The 14,532-nt window shown below is 60.0% G+C and carries 10 protein-coding genes and 1 pseudogene; 3 read left to right on the top strand and 8 right to left on the bottom strand.

From position 1 onward, the window contains the following. Nucleotides 1–23 precede the first annotated feature (23 nt). Both JFT87_RS02935 and JFT87_RS02930 read right to left on the bottom strand, forming a co-directional pair. A complete protein-coding gene (locus JFT87_RS02935) occupies nucleotides 24–1,388 on the bottom strand; it encodes a GTPase/DUF3482 domain-containing protein (RefSeq protein ID WP_201198619.1) in 1,365 nt (454 codons plus the stop codon). Then, nucleotides 1,381–2,751, bottom strand: coding sequence for a DUF2868 domain-containing protein (locus JFT87_RS02930; protein WP_201198618.1), 1,371 nt, complete (start codon nucleotides 2,749–2,751; stop codon nucleotides 1,381–1,383). The genes JFT87_RS02935 and JFT87_RS02930 overlap by 8 nt, the downstream gene beginning before the upstream one ends. A gap of 85 nt (nucleotides 2,752–2,836) precedes the next feature. Here JFT87_RS02930 and JFT87_RS02925 point away from each other — a divergent pair, with 85 nt between their 5' ends. Then, nucleotides 2,837–3,349 (top strand): dihydrofolate reductase, encoded by a 513-nt coding sequence (locus JFT87_RS02925; protein ID WP_201198617.1) that lies wholly within the window; start codon nucleotides 2,837–2,839, stop codon nucleotides 3,347–3,349. 110 nt (nucleotides 3,350–3,459) lie between these two features. On the opposite strand, the gene JFT87_RS02920 is transcribed toward JFT87_RS02925, so the two are convergent. Next, nucleotides 3,460–4,851, bottom strand: coding sequence for an L-cystine transporter (locus JFT87_RS02920; protein WP_201198616.1), 1,392 nt, complete (start codon nucleotides 4,849–4,851; stop codon nucleotides 3,460–3,462). 253 nt (nucleotides 4,852–5,104) lie between these two features. Between JFT87_RS02920 and JFT87_RS02915 the strand changes: the two genes are divergently transcribed. Further along, complete coding sequence (locus JFT87_RS02915) at nucleotides 5,105–6,172, top strand: haloacid dehalogenase-like hydrolase (RefSeq protein WP_201198615.1); 1,068 nt, start codon at nucleotides 5,105–5,107, stop codon at nucleotides 6,170–6,172. 189 nt (nucleotides 6,173–6,361) lie between these two features. Here the strand turns inward: JFT87_RS02915 and ilvD are convergent, their stop codons facing one another. From ilvD to JFT87_RS02890, 5 genes and pseudogenes are all read right to left on the bottom strand, one after another. Next, complete coding sequence (gene ilvD, locus JFT87_RS02910; RefSeq protein WP_054044474.1) at nucleotides 6,362–8,203, bottom strand: dihydroxy-acid dehydratase; 1,842 nt, start codon at nucleotides 8,201–8,203, stop codon at nucleotides 6,362–6,364. Nucleotides 8,204–8,458: 255 nt separating this feature from the next. Continuing rightward, nucleotides 8,459–9,682, bottom strand: a complete 1,224-nt coding sequence (locus JFT87_RS02905; RefSeq protein WP_201198608.1) for an MFS transporter — start codon at nucleotides 9,680–9,682, stop codon at nucleotides 8,459–8,461. Then, nucleotides 9,675–10,651, bottom strand: a pseudogene (locus tag JFT87_RS02900) (diiron oxygenase). Before JFT87_RS02900 ends, JFT87_RS02905 begins: the two are co-directional and overlap by 8 nt. Continuing rightward, on the bottom strand, nucleotides 10,648–11,721 hold the full coding sequence (locus JFT87_RS02895; RefSeq protein ID WP_201198606.1) for a SagB family peptide dehydrogenase: 1,074 nt from the start codon (nucleotides 11,719–11,721) through the stop codon (nucleotides 10,648–10,650). The pseudogene JFT87_RS02900 and the gene JFT87_RS02895 overlap by 4 nt, the downstream one beginning before the upstream one ends. A 443-nt stretch (nucleotides 11,722–12,164) precedes the next feature. Beyond that, complete coding sequence (locus JFT87_RS02890) at nucleotides 12,165–13,361, bottom strand: class I SAM-dependent rRNA methyltransferase (protein WP_201198596.1); 1,197 nt, start codon at nucleotides 13,359–13,361, stop codon at nucleotides 12,165–12,167. Nucleotides 13,362–13,718: 357 nt separating this feature from the next. On the opposite strand from JFT87_RS02890, the gene JFT87_RS02885 reads away from it, so the two are divergent. Beyond that, entirely contained in the window at nucleotides 13,719–14,531 is an 813-nt protein-coding gene (locus JFT87_RS02885) for an HDOD domain-containing protein (protein WP_201205054.1), read from the top strand. Nucleotide 14,532 lies beyond the last annotated feature (1 nt).

Raw genomic sequence — 14,532 nt, 5'->3', positions numbered from 1 at the left:
TCGCGAAGAGGCCGGCTCAGGCGCTACAAATCTTCAGCCAAAGACTCAACCTGTTCCTGCCTTTCCCCCTGACTCAACTTCGCCTGCGGATTAAGCGACGACCATTGCGGATGCGCCCGAGCCTTGTTCAGGGCTTCGGGCAGTTTGCCTTCGCGCCAGGTTTTGTCCTGCGGCGTGGCGACCTGGATGCTGTCCATCGCCGCATGTCCGCGCTGGTTCAGGGCTTGTACCAGTTGCCGCTGACGCAACGCCAGCAACCGCAACACGCTGTCGTCGACAGTCAGCTCCCGCTGCCCCTTGATCTTGCCCAGCAACCGGCCGCCATAACTGCGCGCGGTTTGCAGGGCGCCGCCGGCAATCGCACCGGCCAGTGCTGCTGCGCCGAGGGTCAGGCCGCCGACCAGCAGGTCCACGCCAGCTCCCGCCGCCGCGCCGGCCGCGATGCCACTGCCAACCCGCACCCCCAATTGCTTGAGTGTTTCCGGGTTGAACAAGTCATCACCCCAACGGCCATCGAGCAGCGGCAAGTCACTGGCCGCCGCGTCCTGTGGGCGGAACGCGTAGAGCTTGAGCAACGCTTCGACGCAACGTTGTTCCCGTTGTCGAACGGCTTTGCGCAATTCGTTGATTGCTTGTCGTTCCAGCTCAGGTTTACTCGCCACGCTGCGCCGGCACGCGGCGCAATCGATCAATAATTCGGCAATCAGCCGCGCTGCACTCTGCTGGCGAGCCAGGCGTTGAGCCTGTTGATCGGCGATCAGCCGTTCAAGCTGCTCGCGGGAGTGTTCCAGCAACAGTGCGAGGCTTTCATAGAGTCTGCGTTCGCCATCTTCTGGTGGAGCGACGCTGTCGAAACGCACCAACGCATGCAAACCCAGCCGCGCCAGAGCCTCGCGCCAATCCGGTTCGCGATGGTTGGCGCTGCTGACGAAATTCAGCACCGGCAGCAACGGTTTGCCGCAACTGGCCAACACTTCCAGTTCGTCGCGGTACTTGGCCAGCACCGGTTCCCGGGCGTCGATCACATAGAGTCCGGCGTCCGAGGCCAGCAGTTGGCGCAGCACCTTGGCCTCTTGTTCGAACCGCTGTCGGGCCTCGCTGCCCTCGAGGAATCGCGCCAGGCGTGCCGGGCCGTCGAGGCGTTCGCCGGGGCGTTCCAGGCGTTCGAGGTAGTCGAGCAGGGCGATGGCGTCTTCCAGGCCGGGCGTGTCGTAGAGGTCGAGCAGCGGCTCACCGTCCACCGACAACCGCGCGCCTTCGACGTGGCGGGTGGTGCTGGGCCGATGGGACACTTCACCGAAACCGACGTCCCGGGTCAGGGTGCGCAGCAATGAGGTTTTGCCGACGTTGGTGTGGCCGACGACGGCGAGCTTCAACGGCTTAGTCATGACCGGTCTCCAGCCAGTTCATGGGCGCGCAATCAGCGAATGGCAGTTCAAGCTGTTGCAACGCCGTATGCCAGTCACCGAGTCGCTCGGCATCCAGCGCTTCGCCGGGCGGCGCTTGCAGCAGCCAGACGCGGGTGGCGCTGGCGTTGCGCGCCAGTTCGGCGATCAACGCCAGGCTGCCGCGATCCGGTGAACGGCGCGGGTCGCAGGCAATCAACAGGCGAGCCGGGGGAAAGCGGCTGAGCTGTTCGAGGAGTTTGTTGCGCGACTCGCGGCTGTCGAGGATGCCGGCATCGCTCACGGTTTTCGGTAGTTGTGGCGGCCATGGGCGTTGACCGTCCAGTTCGATGGCCACCAGCAGCGCGCCATCGCTGTGCAATTCGCTGACGCTGCTTTCGACGCGGTGAAGTTGATCCGGGGCGGCATCGCTGATGCCCAGGCGTTCGCTGGTGGGCATCAGGCGTTCGCGTAATTGAGCGTAGCCGGGCAGGTTCAAATCCAGACGCAAGGCAGCCTGGCCGGTTTTCCAGCGCCACAGGCAAAACAGCGCCAGCAGCAGGCGCGGCACCACGCCGTAAACCACCAAGACGCCGACCAGCCAGGTTGCCCAGGCCTGACGGGCGCTTTCGATGTTGAGCGCGGTGTCGCCGCTGGCGCGGATCATCTCCACGGTCGGCACGTTGAAGCCGAGCAAGGCCGGCAGGGTGCCGAGGGTTTGGGTCATGGCGACAAAGGTGTCGGCGCTGAGCAGGGTGGTTTCCCAGACAAAGCCGTAACGCCGGGTCGCCATCAGCGTCAGCAGAATCGCCAGGGCACTGAGCATCGCCAACAGCCACAAGCTGTTGACCAGCACGCCGATGGCCCAGCGATTGAGTTTGTGCCGTTGCAGCAACAGCAGCAGGGCCGGGGCCAGTTGTGCGGCTTTGGCGTCGCGGGCGAGTTTTTCGCTGAGCCACAGCCACAGTCGTCCGAGAGTAGCGCCGTGTTCACCGGCAAATACCAGGCCCAAGGCCCAGCTCAGTAGAAGAATCAGGTTCAGCCCGAGCAGGCTGCCCAAGGCCCAGAACACATTCACCGCAATTTGCCCATCGCTTAGCGCCGCAAACGCGAGGCCGGCGCCGCTGACCACGGCCACTATGACGAGCACCAACAACGCCAGTCGTGCACCTTGCAGCCAGTGGGTGAGCGCGTTGGTCAGCCCATCGCGTTCGGCCAGCCACAGGGCGCGGCGTTGAATCCGTGTCGGCAGGTCGCCGCCAGCCGTGCGGGCCAGTCGGTTGGCTTCCAGGTCATCCAGTGGCCCGGCATGTTCTTCGCGCAAACGGATGGTTTCCGTCAGCCAGAGGTTATTCAGTTCAGTCACGCGGCATCCCGTCGCTTAAATGAACGGTGAGCATAACCGCTGTGGCGCTTATCCGGGAAAGGGAGGCTCTGGTATCCTCGCCGGCATGACTAAATCACTCCCCCTTAGCCTGATCGCAGCCCTCGGTGAAAACCGTGTGATCGGCGTCGACAACAGCATGCCCTGGCACTTGCCGGGGGACTTCAAATACTTCAAGGCCACCACCTTGGGCAAGCCGATCATCATGGGGCGCAAGACCTGGGATTCCCTCGGTCGTCCGCTGCCGGGCCGGTTGAACATCGTGGTCAGCCGTCAGGCGGATCTGGTGTTGGCGGGCGCGGAGGTTTATCCGTCGCTGGAGGCTGCGGTTGTTCGCGCTGAAGAGTGGGCGAAGGAGCAGGGCATCGATGAGCTGATGCTGATTGGCGGGGCGCAGTTGTATGCCCAAGGCTTGGCACAGGCCGATCGGCTGTACCTGACGCGTGTCGCGCTGAGCCCGGAAGGGGATGCGTGGTTTCCGGAGTTTGATTTGAACCAGTGGAAACTGGTGTCGAATGTGCCGAATCCGGCGGAAGGGGATAAGCCGGCGTACGCATTTGAAGTTTGGGAAAAAGCCTAAATTGTGGCGAGGGGATTTATCCCCGTTGGGTTGCGCAGCAGCCCCAAAATAATGGGGTCGCTACGCAACCCAACGGGGATAAATCCCCTCGCCACAAGTATGTGTTGCAGTTAAGCCTGAGCCAACTCCGCATGCTCATCCGCATCCAGCAGCTCTTTATCCGTCTGCTGCATGATCTGGCTGGTAATCGCCCCCGCCGTAATCGAACCGCTGACGTTCAACGCCGTACGGCCCATGTCGATCAGCGGCTCGACCGAAATCAGCAACGCCACCAGTGACACCGGCAAGCCCATGGCCGGCAGCACAATCAACGCGGCAAACGTCGCGCCGCCACCGACCCCGGCCACACCGGCCGAACTCAGGGTCACAATCGCCACCAGCGTCGCGATCCACAGCGGGTCGAGCGGGTTGATGCCCACGGTCGGCGCGACCATCACCGCCAACATCGCCGGGTACAGACCGGCGCAGCCGTTCTGGCCAATGGTCGCGCCGAACGAAGCGGCGAAACTGGCGATGGACTGCGGGATGCCCAGGCGACGGGTCTGCGCTTCGATGCTCAGCGGAATGCTCGCTGCGCTGGAGCGGCTGGTGAAGGCAAAGGTCAGCACCGGCCAGATCTTGCGGAAGAAACGCAGCGGGTTGATCCCGGCCGCCGACACCAGCAGGCCATGGATCACGAACATCAGGCCCAGGCCGATGTAGGACACCACCACGAAACTACCGAGCTTGATGATGTCTTGCAGGTTGGAGCCGGCGACCACTTTGGTCATCAGCGCCAAAACGCCGTACGGGGTCAGCTTCATCACCAGACGCACCAAACGCATCACCCAGGCTTGCAGGGTGTCGATGGCGTTGATCACTTTCTGACCTTTCTCGACGTCGTCTTTCAGCAGCTGCAGCGCCGCGACCCCGAGGAACGCAGCGAAAATCACCACGCTAATGATCGACGTCGGCTTGGCGCGGGCCAGGTCGGCGAACGGGTTCTGCGGGATGAACGACAGCAGCAACTGCGGCACATTCAGGTCGGCGACCTTGCCGGCGTAGTCGGTCTGGATGGTTTGCAGACGGGCCATTTCCTGAGTGCCGGCCACCAAACCATCGGCGGTCAGGCCGAACAGGTTGGTCAGGCCGATACCGATCAGCGCCGCGATGGCGGTGGTGAACAGCAGCGTGCCGATGGTCAGGAAGCTGATTTTGCCCAGCGACGAGGCGTTGTGCAGACGGGCCACAGCGCTGAGGATCGAGGCGAACACCAGCGGGATCACGATCATTTGCAGCAACTGCACGTAACCGTTACCGACCAGATCGAACCAGCCGATCGAGGCTTTCAGCACCGGGTTGCCGTCACCGTAAATGGCGTGCAACGCCACGCCGAATGCCACACCCAATGCCAGTGCGAGCAGGACTTTTTTGGCCAGGCTCCAGGAGGTGTGACGGGTTTGCACCAGGCCGAAGAGCAGGGCGAGGAACACCAGCAGATTGAGAATCAGCGGCAGATTCATAAAGACTCCGATAAGGCTTGTGCCAACTGCCTTCCAGGGCAGCTGCGAACCGGCAAGCTTAACAGCTTGATATCTAATGAATTAATATCAAAAACAGAGGTGGACTGTCGTTTTTGGAATAAGCCAGTGCCGCTCTGGGGAATGCGCCTGACGGAATCAGGACGTAAGCGGTCGCGGGCGGACGAGAACGGTCACACTTTTTTGTTAGCGTCGATCTCTTTGAATCAGGGTCTCTCTACAAGGAAGCATGCAGATGAAGTTCGCACCGAAAATGCTGGCTGTCGCACTGGGTTTAGGATTGGGCTTGAGCCTTGCGGGCCAGGCGTTCGCGACTGACCTGAAACACTGGCCAGCCGATCAGGCCAAGGCACTGGACGCGATGATCGCGGCCAATGCCAACAAAGGTAACTTCGCGGTGTTCGACATGGACAACACCAGTTACCGCTACGACCTCGAAGAGTCGTTGCTGCCGTTCCTGGAAAACAAGGGCCTGATCACCCGCGAGACCCTCGATCCCTCCCTGAAACTGATTCCGTTCAAGGACACCGCCGACCATAAGGAAAGCCTGTTCAGTTACTACTATCGCCTCTGTGAAATCGACGACATGGTTTGCTATCCATGGGTCGCCCAAGTGTTCGCAGGCTTCACCCTTCAAGAGCTCAAGGGTTATGTCGATGAGCTGATGGCGTCCGGCAAACCGGTGCCGAGCACGTATTACGACGGCGATGTGGTCAAGAACATCGACGTCCAGCCACCGAAAGTCTTCACCGGCCAGGCCGAGCTTTACAACAAGCTGATGGAGAACGGCATCGAGGTCTACGTGATGACCGCCGCCTCCGAGGAACTGGTGCGCATGGTCGCGGCCGATCCGAAGTACGGCTACAACGTCAAACCGCAGAACGTGATCGGCGTGAGCACGCTGCTCAAGGACCGCAAGACTGGCGAACTGACCACCGCGCGCAAACAGATCACTGCTGGCAAGTATGACGAGAAGGCCAACCTCGGCCTGGAACTGACGCCATACCTGTGGACACCGGCAACCTGGATGGCCGGCAAGCAAGCGGCGATCCTCACCTACATCGACGAGTGGAAAAAACCGGTGCTGGTGGGTGGCGATACACCGACCAGTGACGGCTACATGCTGTTTCACAGCGTCGACGTGGCCAAGGGTGGCATCCACTTGTGGGTCAACCGCAAAGACAAATACATGACTCAGCTCAACGGCATGATGGCCAAGCACGCTGCGGCTCAGGCGAAAGAAGGCTTGCCGGTGACGGCGGACAAGAACTGGGTGATCGTCAAGCCTGAAGAGATTCAGTAACCCACACAGATCTAGTGTGGGAGCGAGCCTGCTCGCGAAAGCGTTGTGTCAGTCATCCTCTTCGTTTCTGACATACCGCATTCGCGAGCAGGCTCGCTCCCACAGGGGATTTACAGTGTTCAGTAGCTCGTGGCAGACAAAAAAATGCCCCGCACTTGGCGGGGCATTTTTTTGTTCGACGGTTAAGCCTTACAGCCCGTCGAGCATCGCCTTGTTACGCACAGCACCCTTGTCAGCGCTGGTGGCCAGCAGGGCGTAGGCTTTCAGCGCGGTGGTCACTTTACGTGGACGTTTCTCTACCGGTTTCCAGCCTTTCTGGTCTTGCTCGACCCGGCGTGCCGCCAGTTCTTCATCGCTGATCAACAGGTTGATCGAGCGGTTCGGAATGTCGATCAGCACTTTGTCGCCGTCCTGCACCAGACCAATCGCACCGCCGGCAGCGGCTTCTGGCGAAGCGTGACCGATGGACAGACCCGAGGTGCCGCCGGAGAAACGACCGTCGGTGAGCAGCGCGCAGGCTTTGCCCAGGCCTTTGGATTTCAGGTAGGACGTTGGGTACAGCATTTCCTGCATGCCCGGGCCGCCTTTCGGACCTTCGTAACGGATGATCACGATGTCGCCGGCCTTCACTTCGTCAGCGAGGATGCCGCGTACGGCGCTGTCCTGGCTTTCGAAGATCTTCGCGTTGCCTTCGAAGACGTGGATCGACTCGTCGACGCCGGCGGTTTTCACCACGCAACCGTCCAGGGCGATGTTGCCGTACAGAACGGCGAGGCCGCCTTCTTGCGAATAAGCGTGCTCGACACTGCGAATGCAGCCGTTTTCACGGTCGTCGTCCAGGGTTTCCCAACGGGTCGACTGGCTGAACGCGGTTTGCGTCGGGATGCCCGCAGGGCCGGCCTTGAAGAAGTGATGCACGGCTTCGTCGGTGGTCTGGGTGATGTCCCACTTGGCGATGCCTTCGGCCATGCTTTTGCTGTGCACGGTCGGCAGCTCGGTGTGCAGCAGGCCGCCACGAGCCAGCGAGCCGAGGATGCTGAAGATGCCACCGGCGCGGTGTACGTCTTCCATGTGGTACTTCTGGATATTTGGCGCGACTTTGCACAGTTGCGGCACGTGGCGGGAGAGGCGGTCGATGTCCTTCAGGTCGAAGTCGATCTCGGCTTCCTGGGCGGCGGCCAGCAAGTGCAGGATGGTGTTGGTGGAACCGCCCATGGCGATGTCCAGCGTCATGGCGTTTTCGAACGCCTTGAAGTTGGCGATGTTGCGCGGCAATACCGACTCATCGTTGTCGCCGTAGTAACGCTTGCACAGGTCGACGATGGTGCGGCCGGCTTGCAGGAACAATTGCTCGCGGTCGCTGTGGGTGGCCAGGGTCGAACCGTTGCCCGGCAATGCCAGGCCCAGGGCTTCAACCAGGCAGTTCATCGAATTGGCGGTGAACATGCCGGAGCACGAACCGCAGGTCGGGCAAGCGCTGCGCTCGTACTCAGCGACTTTCTCGTCAGAAGCGCTGGAGTCGGCGGCGATCACCATGGCATCGACCAAGTCGAGACCGTGGCTGGCCAGTTTAGTCTTGCCGGCTTCCATCGGACCGCCGGAAACGAAGATCACCGGAATGTTCAGGCGCAGGGCGGCCATCAGCATGCCAGGGGTGATCTTGTCGCAGTTGGAGATGCAGACGATGGCGTCGGCGCAGTGGGCGTTGACCATGTATTCGACGGAGTCGGCGATGATCTCGCGGCTCGGCAGCGAATACAGCATGCCGTCGTGGCCCATGGCGATGCCGTCATCCACGGCGATGGTGTTGAATTCTTTGGCGACACCGCCGGCCCGTTCGATTTCGCGGGCGACCAGTTGGCCAAGGTCCTTGAGGTGGACGTGGCCCGGTACGAACTGGGTGAAGGAGTTGGCAATGGCGATGATCGGCTTCTTGAAGTCGTCATCTTTCATCCCGGTGGCGCGCCACAGTGCGCGGGCGCCGGCCATGTTGCGGCCGTGGGTGGATGTTTTCGAGCGGTAATCAGGCATGGAGCACTCCGGGCGGCTAATCAGGTATCAAAGGGGAGTGAGCTTCTATTGACGTCTGGAACACTCAGAAATGGCCGTGTGTCCGGAAGTTGCCGATGACTTTGCGGGATCGCCGCTTGCCTCAGCCTGAGCTCATAAACCCGCCGGGGGATGAATGGCGATGAATCCCGCGATTCTACACCGCTGGCGTCAAGAGGGAATGCCGGAAAGTGTTGTTGCAGCACCGACGGTGTGTGTGGAATGACGACCGGCAGGCTAATCACCACCCACGGCGTTGGCTTCGAGGATTCTGGCGCGAAGACTGATGTGCCTGTTGAGCGCCAACGCCACGGTGCTCAGCAGAATAAAGCTGTAGCCCAATGTCAATTGCAGGTTGGCCGGGCTCAAACTGATCAGCGCGCTGATAAGGCCACCGCAAATGAAGATGAGGGTGCTGCCTGCCGAGGCCGAGGTGCCGGCAATCTCGGGGAACACGTTCATGGCCTTTGACGTGGCAGCCGGGCGGGCAATGGTGGTACCGGCGGTGCAGATCAGCATCGGGATCAGCACGGTGGCCGGTGCCAGCGCAAAGTTCGCGGACAGGTACAGCATCGTCAGACCCGACAGCAGAATCAGGCTCAGGCCGACGATGATTTGCTGGCCGGGGCGGACCCGTCGACTCAGCAGTGTGGCGACGATGCCGCCCACCACATAGGCGGCACCGTAGATCAGCAGAATCAGTGAGAAGTCATAGGGCGCCATTTGCAGTTGATCCATGAAGATCAGCGGCGAAATCACGATGAAGGAGAAGTGGCAGGCAAAGGCAAATGCCGACACCAGCCAATAGCTGACGAATTCGAAATCTCCCAGCACCCGCCGGTACGACTGAATGAAACCCAGGCGCACGCCGCTGTGAGCAGGGCGACTGTTGTTCAGGAACAGCCAGGCTTTGATCAGCACGACGGCAGCCAGCACGGCGAACACCCAGAAGCTGCCGCGCCAGCCGAGGGTGGCCTGCAGGAAGGTGCCGGCCAGGGGCGACACCGAAATGAAGATCCCCGTGGCGGTCACCATCAGAATGCGCAGACGGTCACGCTGCTCGCCTTCGAACAGATCCTGCACCAAGGCCTGTGACAACACGAAACAGCCGCAGCCCAGGGCCTGCACCACGCGGAATATCAGGAACAACGTGTAATCACTGGTGGCCACGCAGCCGAGCGCGCCGATCATCGAGACCGCCATGCCTGCCAGCAGCAAACCCTTGCGGCCGATCACGTCTGACAGCGGGCCTATCAATACTTGAGCAAAGGCGATGCCCACCGCAAACAGGCTGATCGACAGCGCGATGTCCGCCGGGGAGGTACGGAAGTGTCCGGCCAGCGCCGGAAAAGAAGGCAGCAGGACATCCAGCGGAAACACGCCCAGCAGCACCATCGCCATGAGCAAGCTGACAGCTGCGCGTCGTTGTCGGGTGGTCACCACAGATTTTCCATCATCCATCGATCAATCCTGCCTTGGCAAAAAGTTTCTGGTTGTTGGGGAGTGCGAAGAATCCGGCTTTTTCCAGTGCGTCGAGCGTAGCCATTGCTCCCGTTTTGGCGCGCTGACGGCCGGCGTGTGCATTGACCAAACCGTCGAGAATTTCCCTGATGGCACTGTCGGCAATACCCGCACCACGCAAACTCTGTTGTAGCCAGCGTTCATCGACTTCGAAAAAATCCTGATGACTTCCAGCAGGATTTTTGCCGCAAACGTGCGCTGACTGCTGGTCAGGGTCAGCCACAGGTAGTGGAACACCTCTGAAAAATAGCGACTGTGGCGCGCCTCGTCCGTGAGGTGATCCCTGAGCATCTCCTGAACGCTGGTCACCAGCGACTCGCGGCAAACGTCGAGCAGTTCCCTGGCGATAATCGTCTCCGATACAAAGCCGACCAGGAACCAGGCCAGTGCGCTGTGCCGGTCCGGGGTTTGGGCGAGCAGAGCGTTCAGCCGGGTGATCCGCTGGGGCATCATTGGACGCTGGGTGATGCCGTAAAAACGGGCAATCTGCTCGGCAAGGCTATTGGAGAACAATGCGTGGAAACCTTCGTCGGTATAGAGCTGCAACGCCGCCGTTTTCATCCGTTGCGGGATGTTGAGATCCAGTTCGCCATGAACGATGGTTTCTACCGCGCGGTTGACGATGCGATGTTCGAGCAGGGTGGTGTAGTCGAGGAAATACACCAGATGGTTGGCCGCCAGCCTGTGCGTAACATCGAGGCCCGCGGCCTGAACGGCAGGGTGCGCCAGGTACGGCAGGAATGCCGGAGGAAACCAGTGGCGGGTTTGCAGCTGTTGCTGCAGGTCATCCGGCAATTGGTAGTCATGTTGGCTGGTGCGCACCGAAGCGCGGTTGTCCCAGTCGTTGAGGGTGAACTTGAGCGGCCAGGATACAGGTGCTTCGAGTTGATCCGGGGTCAGCGCGCTCATGCTTGCGTTTCCTGCAGCAGGGTCTGCATTTCCTGACACATCGCCTGACCGTCGCTGGCGCCGCAACCGACAAAGAACAGCGGCTGCTCGGCGCTGCCGGTGATGCCCAGCAGGTTCTCGACCTGATGATCGCCAAACGCGCCGGTCAGCCAGGTATTGAGACCCAGCGCTGTGGCTATCAACTGGAACGATTGCGAAAGGTGGCCCGCTTCGACGAAGGCCATGCGATAGGCCCGCGAATGTTCGTATTTCCACCAGAGCTTGTCGAAGCGCGCAGTGATGAACAGCCCCAGCGGCAGGTTATTGATGAAGTGTTGGCCGCCGAGCAGGTTGCCCAGCGCCGATTCGGGCAAAGGGTTGATCAGGCTCAGGGCATGCTCTGCCGAGTGATAGGCATAAATGCCGGGCTCCAGGCCGCGGACATTCTGTGCCAGAACAAAACCTTCACACGCATTCAGTCCTCCGCCCGAAGGGCTGCTGCGACGGGCGTGGAGACCATTGGCGATGCTGTCGTCGCGGTCGTTTTCGCGCTCGTGAAGAAAGCCGAGGGACAAGTAAAGCAGGGTGGCGACGTCATTCAGCGTGATCGCTTCACCGGTATAGGAACGACAGGTCTTGCGCTGACGCAGCGCGCTGCCGAGGCTGTCATCGGCCAACTCGCAAGGCGCGGGCAGCACGATGCGCTCGCTCGCATCCGGCGCTGGACGCTCGTTTTCGGGTGCCGGTTTGCTCAGCACTTCATTGCAGTGGCTCAGGTATTGTCGGGACCATTCGTGGATATTCTGTGGTGTCTGTTCGCACGGGATATTCTGAGTGCCGATGTGATAAATCTTCGACAGTTCATCCCAACCCCATTCAGGGTTGTCTATTTTTGAAACGGTTAGTATTCCTGCGCTTAACAGTTGTGTGTCTATTATGTTGCCGTGATCGAATATGTTCGGATTGTCGATAAGTTTGGCAAGTCGGCAGGCGTAATTAAGATCGAGTTCATGTTGAACGTGGTCTTTGTAGTTCCAGACTATTTGTCCGGGCGTGCGCGGTAATATGAATAGGTACGGATTGATGTGCATGTTCAATACTTCACTCTGGAAGGGTCGGGTGGACGCTGGGTAGCCGGCACTCCCCAGCGTCTCGCTTACTTAACGGGCTTTAGGGGCGACCAGAAAAGCCAGGTTAGCGATTTTGTTGGTTTCCAGAGTAATTGCTTTCATGTTTTTAACTCCATGTAAGTGATAGTGAGTGCCACCTCGTGGTGACAACTCAATCATAGTTACTAATTAATTATTGGCAAGTGGATATTAAGTAGGAAGATTCCGTAAATTTGTCGGAGCAAACCTTACGTCAAACGCTTATTTGTAAGTTGTTTTTCGCTAAATCAGGAATGCAGAGAAATTTCCTGCAAGAGTTCAGGAAGTTAGTTGTAGGAATGAATTGGATTTAATGGGCGCCGACGGCATTGCACCGTCCTAAAATAAAACGGGGAGCCCTTGGGCTCCCCGTTTTTACTGACCGATCAGCTGTTTGGCAGCAGACGGCAGGTGATGCTCTTGATGTAGCGGGTTTCGGCGATGGCCGGGTGAACCGGGTGATCCGGGCCCTGACCGCCACGTTCCAGCATTTGGATGTTGCGGTCCAGGTGACGGGCGCTGGTCAGCAGGATGTTCTGCAGATCGTCTTCCGGCAGGTGCATCGAGCACGAAGCGCTGATCAGGATGCCGTCCTTGCTGAGCAGGCGCATGGCTTGCTCGTTCAGGCGACGGTAGGCGCCTTCACCGTTCTTCATGTCTTTCTTGCGTTTGATGAAGGCCGGCGGGTCGGCGACGATCACGTCGAATCGTTCTTCGCTGGCTTTGAGCTCTTTCAGGGCTTCAAACACATCGCCTTCGACGCAGGTCATTTTCTCGGCGACGCCGTTCAGCGCGGCGTTGCGCTCGACGCCGTCGAGGGCGAAGGCTGAGGAGTCGACGCAGAACACTTCACTGGCGCCGAACGCGGCGGCTTGCACGCCCCAGCCGCCGATGTAGCTGTACAGGTCGAGCACGCGCTTACCTTTGGCATACGGCGCCAGGCGTGCGCGGTTCATGCGGTGGTCGTAGAACCAGCCGGTTTTCTGGCCTTGAATGACAGGCGCCTCGAACTTCACGCCATTCTCTTCCAGCGCAACCCATTCCGGCACCAGGCCGAATACGGTTTCGACGTAGCGGTTGAGGCCTTCGGCGTCACGGGCCGCGGAGTCGTTCTTGAACAGAATGCCGCTCGGCTTGAGCACTTGGGTCAGCGCTGCGATCACGTCTTCTTTATGAGCTTCCATGGTCGCCGAAGCGATCTGGACCACCAGGATGTCGCCGAAACGGTCGACGACCAGGCCTGGCAACAGGTCCGAATCACCGTAGACCAGGCGATAGAACGGCTTGTCGAACAGGCGATCGCGCAGGGACAGGGCGACGTTCAGGCGATGCACCAGCAGCGATTTGTCCAATGGCAACTTGATGTCGCGCGACAGCAGGCGTGCGCAGATCAGGTTGTTCGGGCTCATGGCGACGATGCCCAGCGGCTTGCCGCCGGCGGCTTCGAGGATCGCCTGGTCACCGGCCTTGAAACCGTGCAAAGGGGTCGCCGCTACATCGATTTCGTTGCTATAGACCCACAAGTGGCCGTTTCGCAGGCGACGGTCGGCGTTGGCTTTGAGGCGCAGGCTAGGCAGGGACATGACGTCGCTCCGGAAAAAAGAGCGGGAGTATAGCGTGTTGTGCAAGGCCCCGGCTTGGCAGATAGACCTGTGGCGCGGGAGCTTCCTGTGGTGAGGGGGCTTGCCCCCGTTCGGCTGCGGAGCAGTCGTTGATTTTGGGCCGGCGTCGCCGTCCAGCGGGAGCAATCTCCCTCGCCACAGACGCTTGCACATCAGCCCAGGAATGACTGGGCAATAGATGAAATTTTCGGCGATCTGCCGGCCAATGTGTCGGATCCAACTTTTTAAAGGTTAGAATCCCCGCCTGTCCCAGAGTGTGTACTTATGTCCCAAGAGCTGAGTTCCGAACAGATTCAACAGTCCCTGCAAGGCATCAGCGTGCCGGCCCAGCCGCAGATCATGGTGGATCTGCAGATGGAACAGTACATGCCCGATCCGGACCTGGAAGTGATCGCGAAACTGATTGCCCAGGACCCAGGCCTCTCCGGGGCACTGCTGAAAATCGTCAACTCGCCTTACTACGGCTTGAGTAACAAGATCGCTTCGATCCAGCGTGCAGTGAATTTGCTGGGCAGCCGTTCGATCATCAACCTGATCAACGCGCAGTCGATCAAGGGTGAGATGAACGACGACACCATCGTGACCCTGAACCGGTTCTGGGACACCGCTCAGGATGTGGCGATGACATGCCTGACGCTGGCCAAGCGCATCGGCTCCCAGGCCGGCGACGAGGCTTATGCGCTGGGTTTGTTCCATGACTGCGGCGTGCCGTTGATGCTCAAGCGTTTCCCCGACTACATGAAAACCCTGGAAGAGGCCTACGCCAACGCGAGTGCCGAATGCCGGGTAGTGGACACCGAGAACCGGGTGTTCAACACCAACCACGCCGTGGTCGGTTATTACACCGCCAAGTCCTGGCGCTTGCCGGAACACATCACCGCCGCCATCGCCAATCACCACAATGCGCTGGCGATCTTCAGTGATGAATCCTCGCGCAACAGCCAGCTGAAAAACCTGCTGTCGATCCTGAAAATGGCCGAACACATTTGCGCGTCCTATCGGGTGCTGGGTAACCAGTCCGAGGACCACGAGTGGAACAGCGTCGGGCCTTTGGTGCTCGATTATGTCGGTCTCTCGGATTACGATTTCGAAACCCTCAAGCAAACGATCCGTGACCTCGGCGCGCATTGAT

It is taken from the genome of Pseudomonas sp. TH15, from assembly GCF_016651105.1.
Classification (GTDB): domain Bacteria; phylum Pseudomonadota; class Gammaproteobacteria; order Pseudomonadales; family Pseudomonadaceae; genus Aquipseudomonas.
The sequence above is the reverse complement of the archived record's forward strand: the minus strand, read 5'-3'. Positions and strand labels throughout refer to the sequence as shown.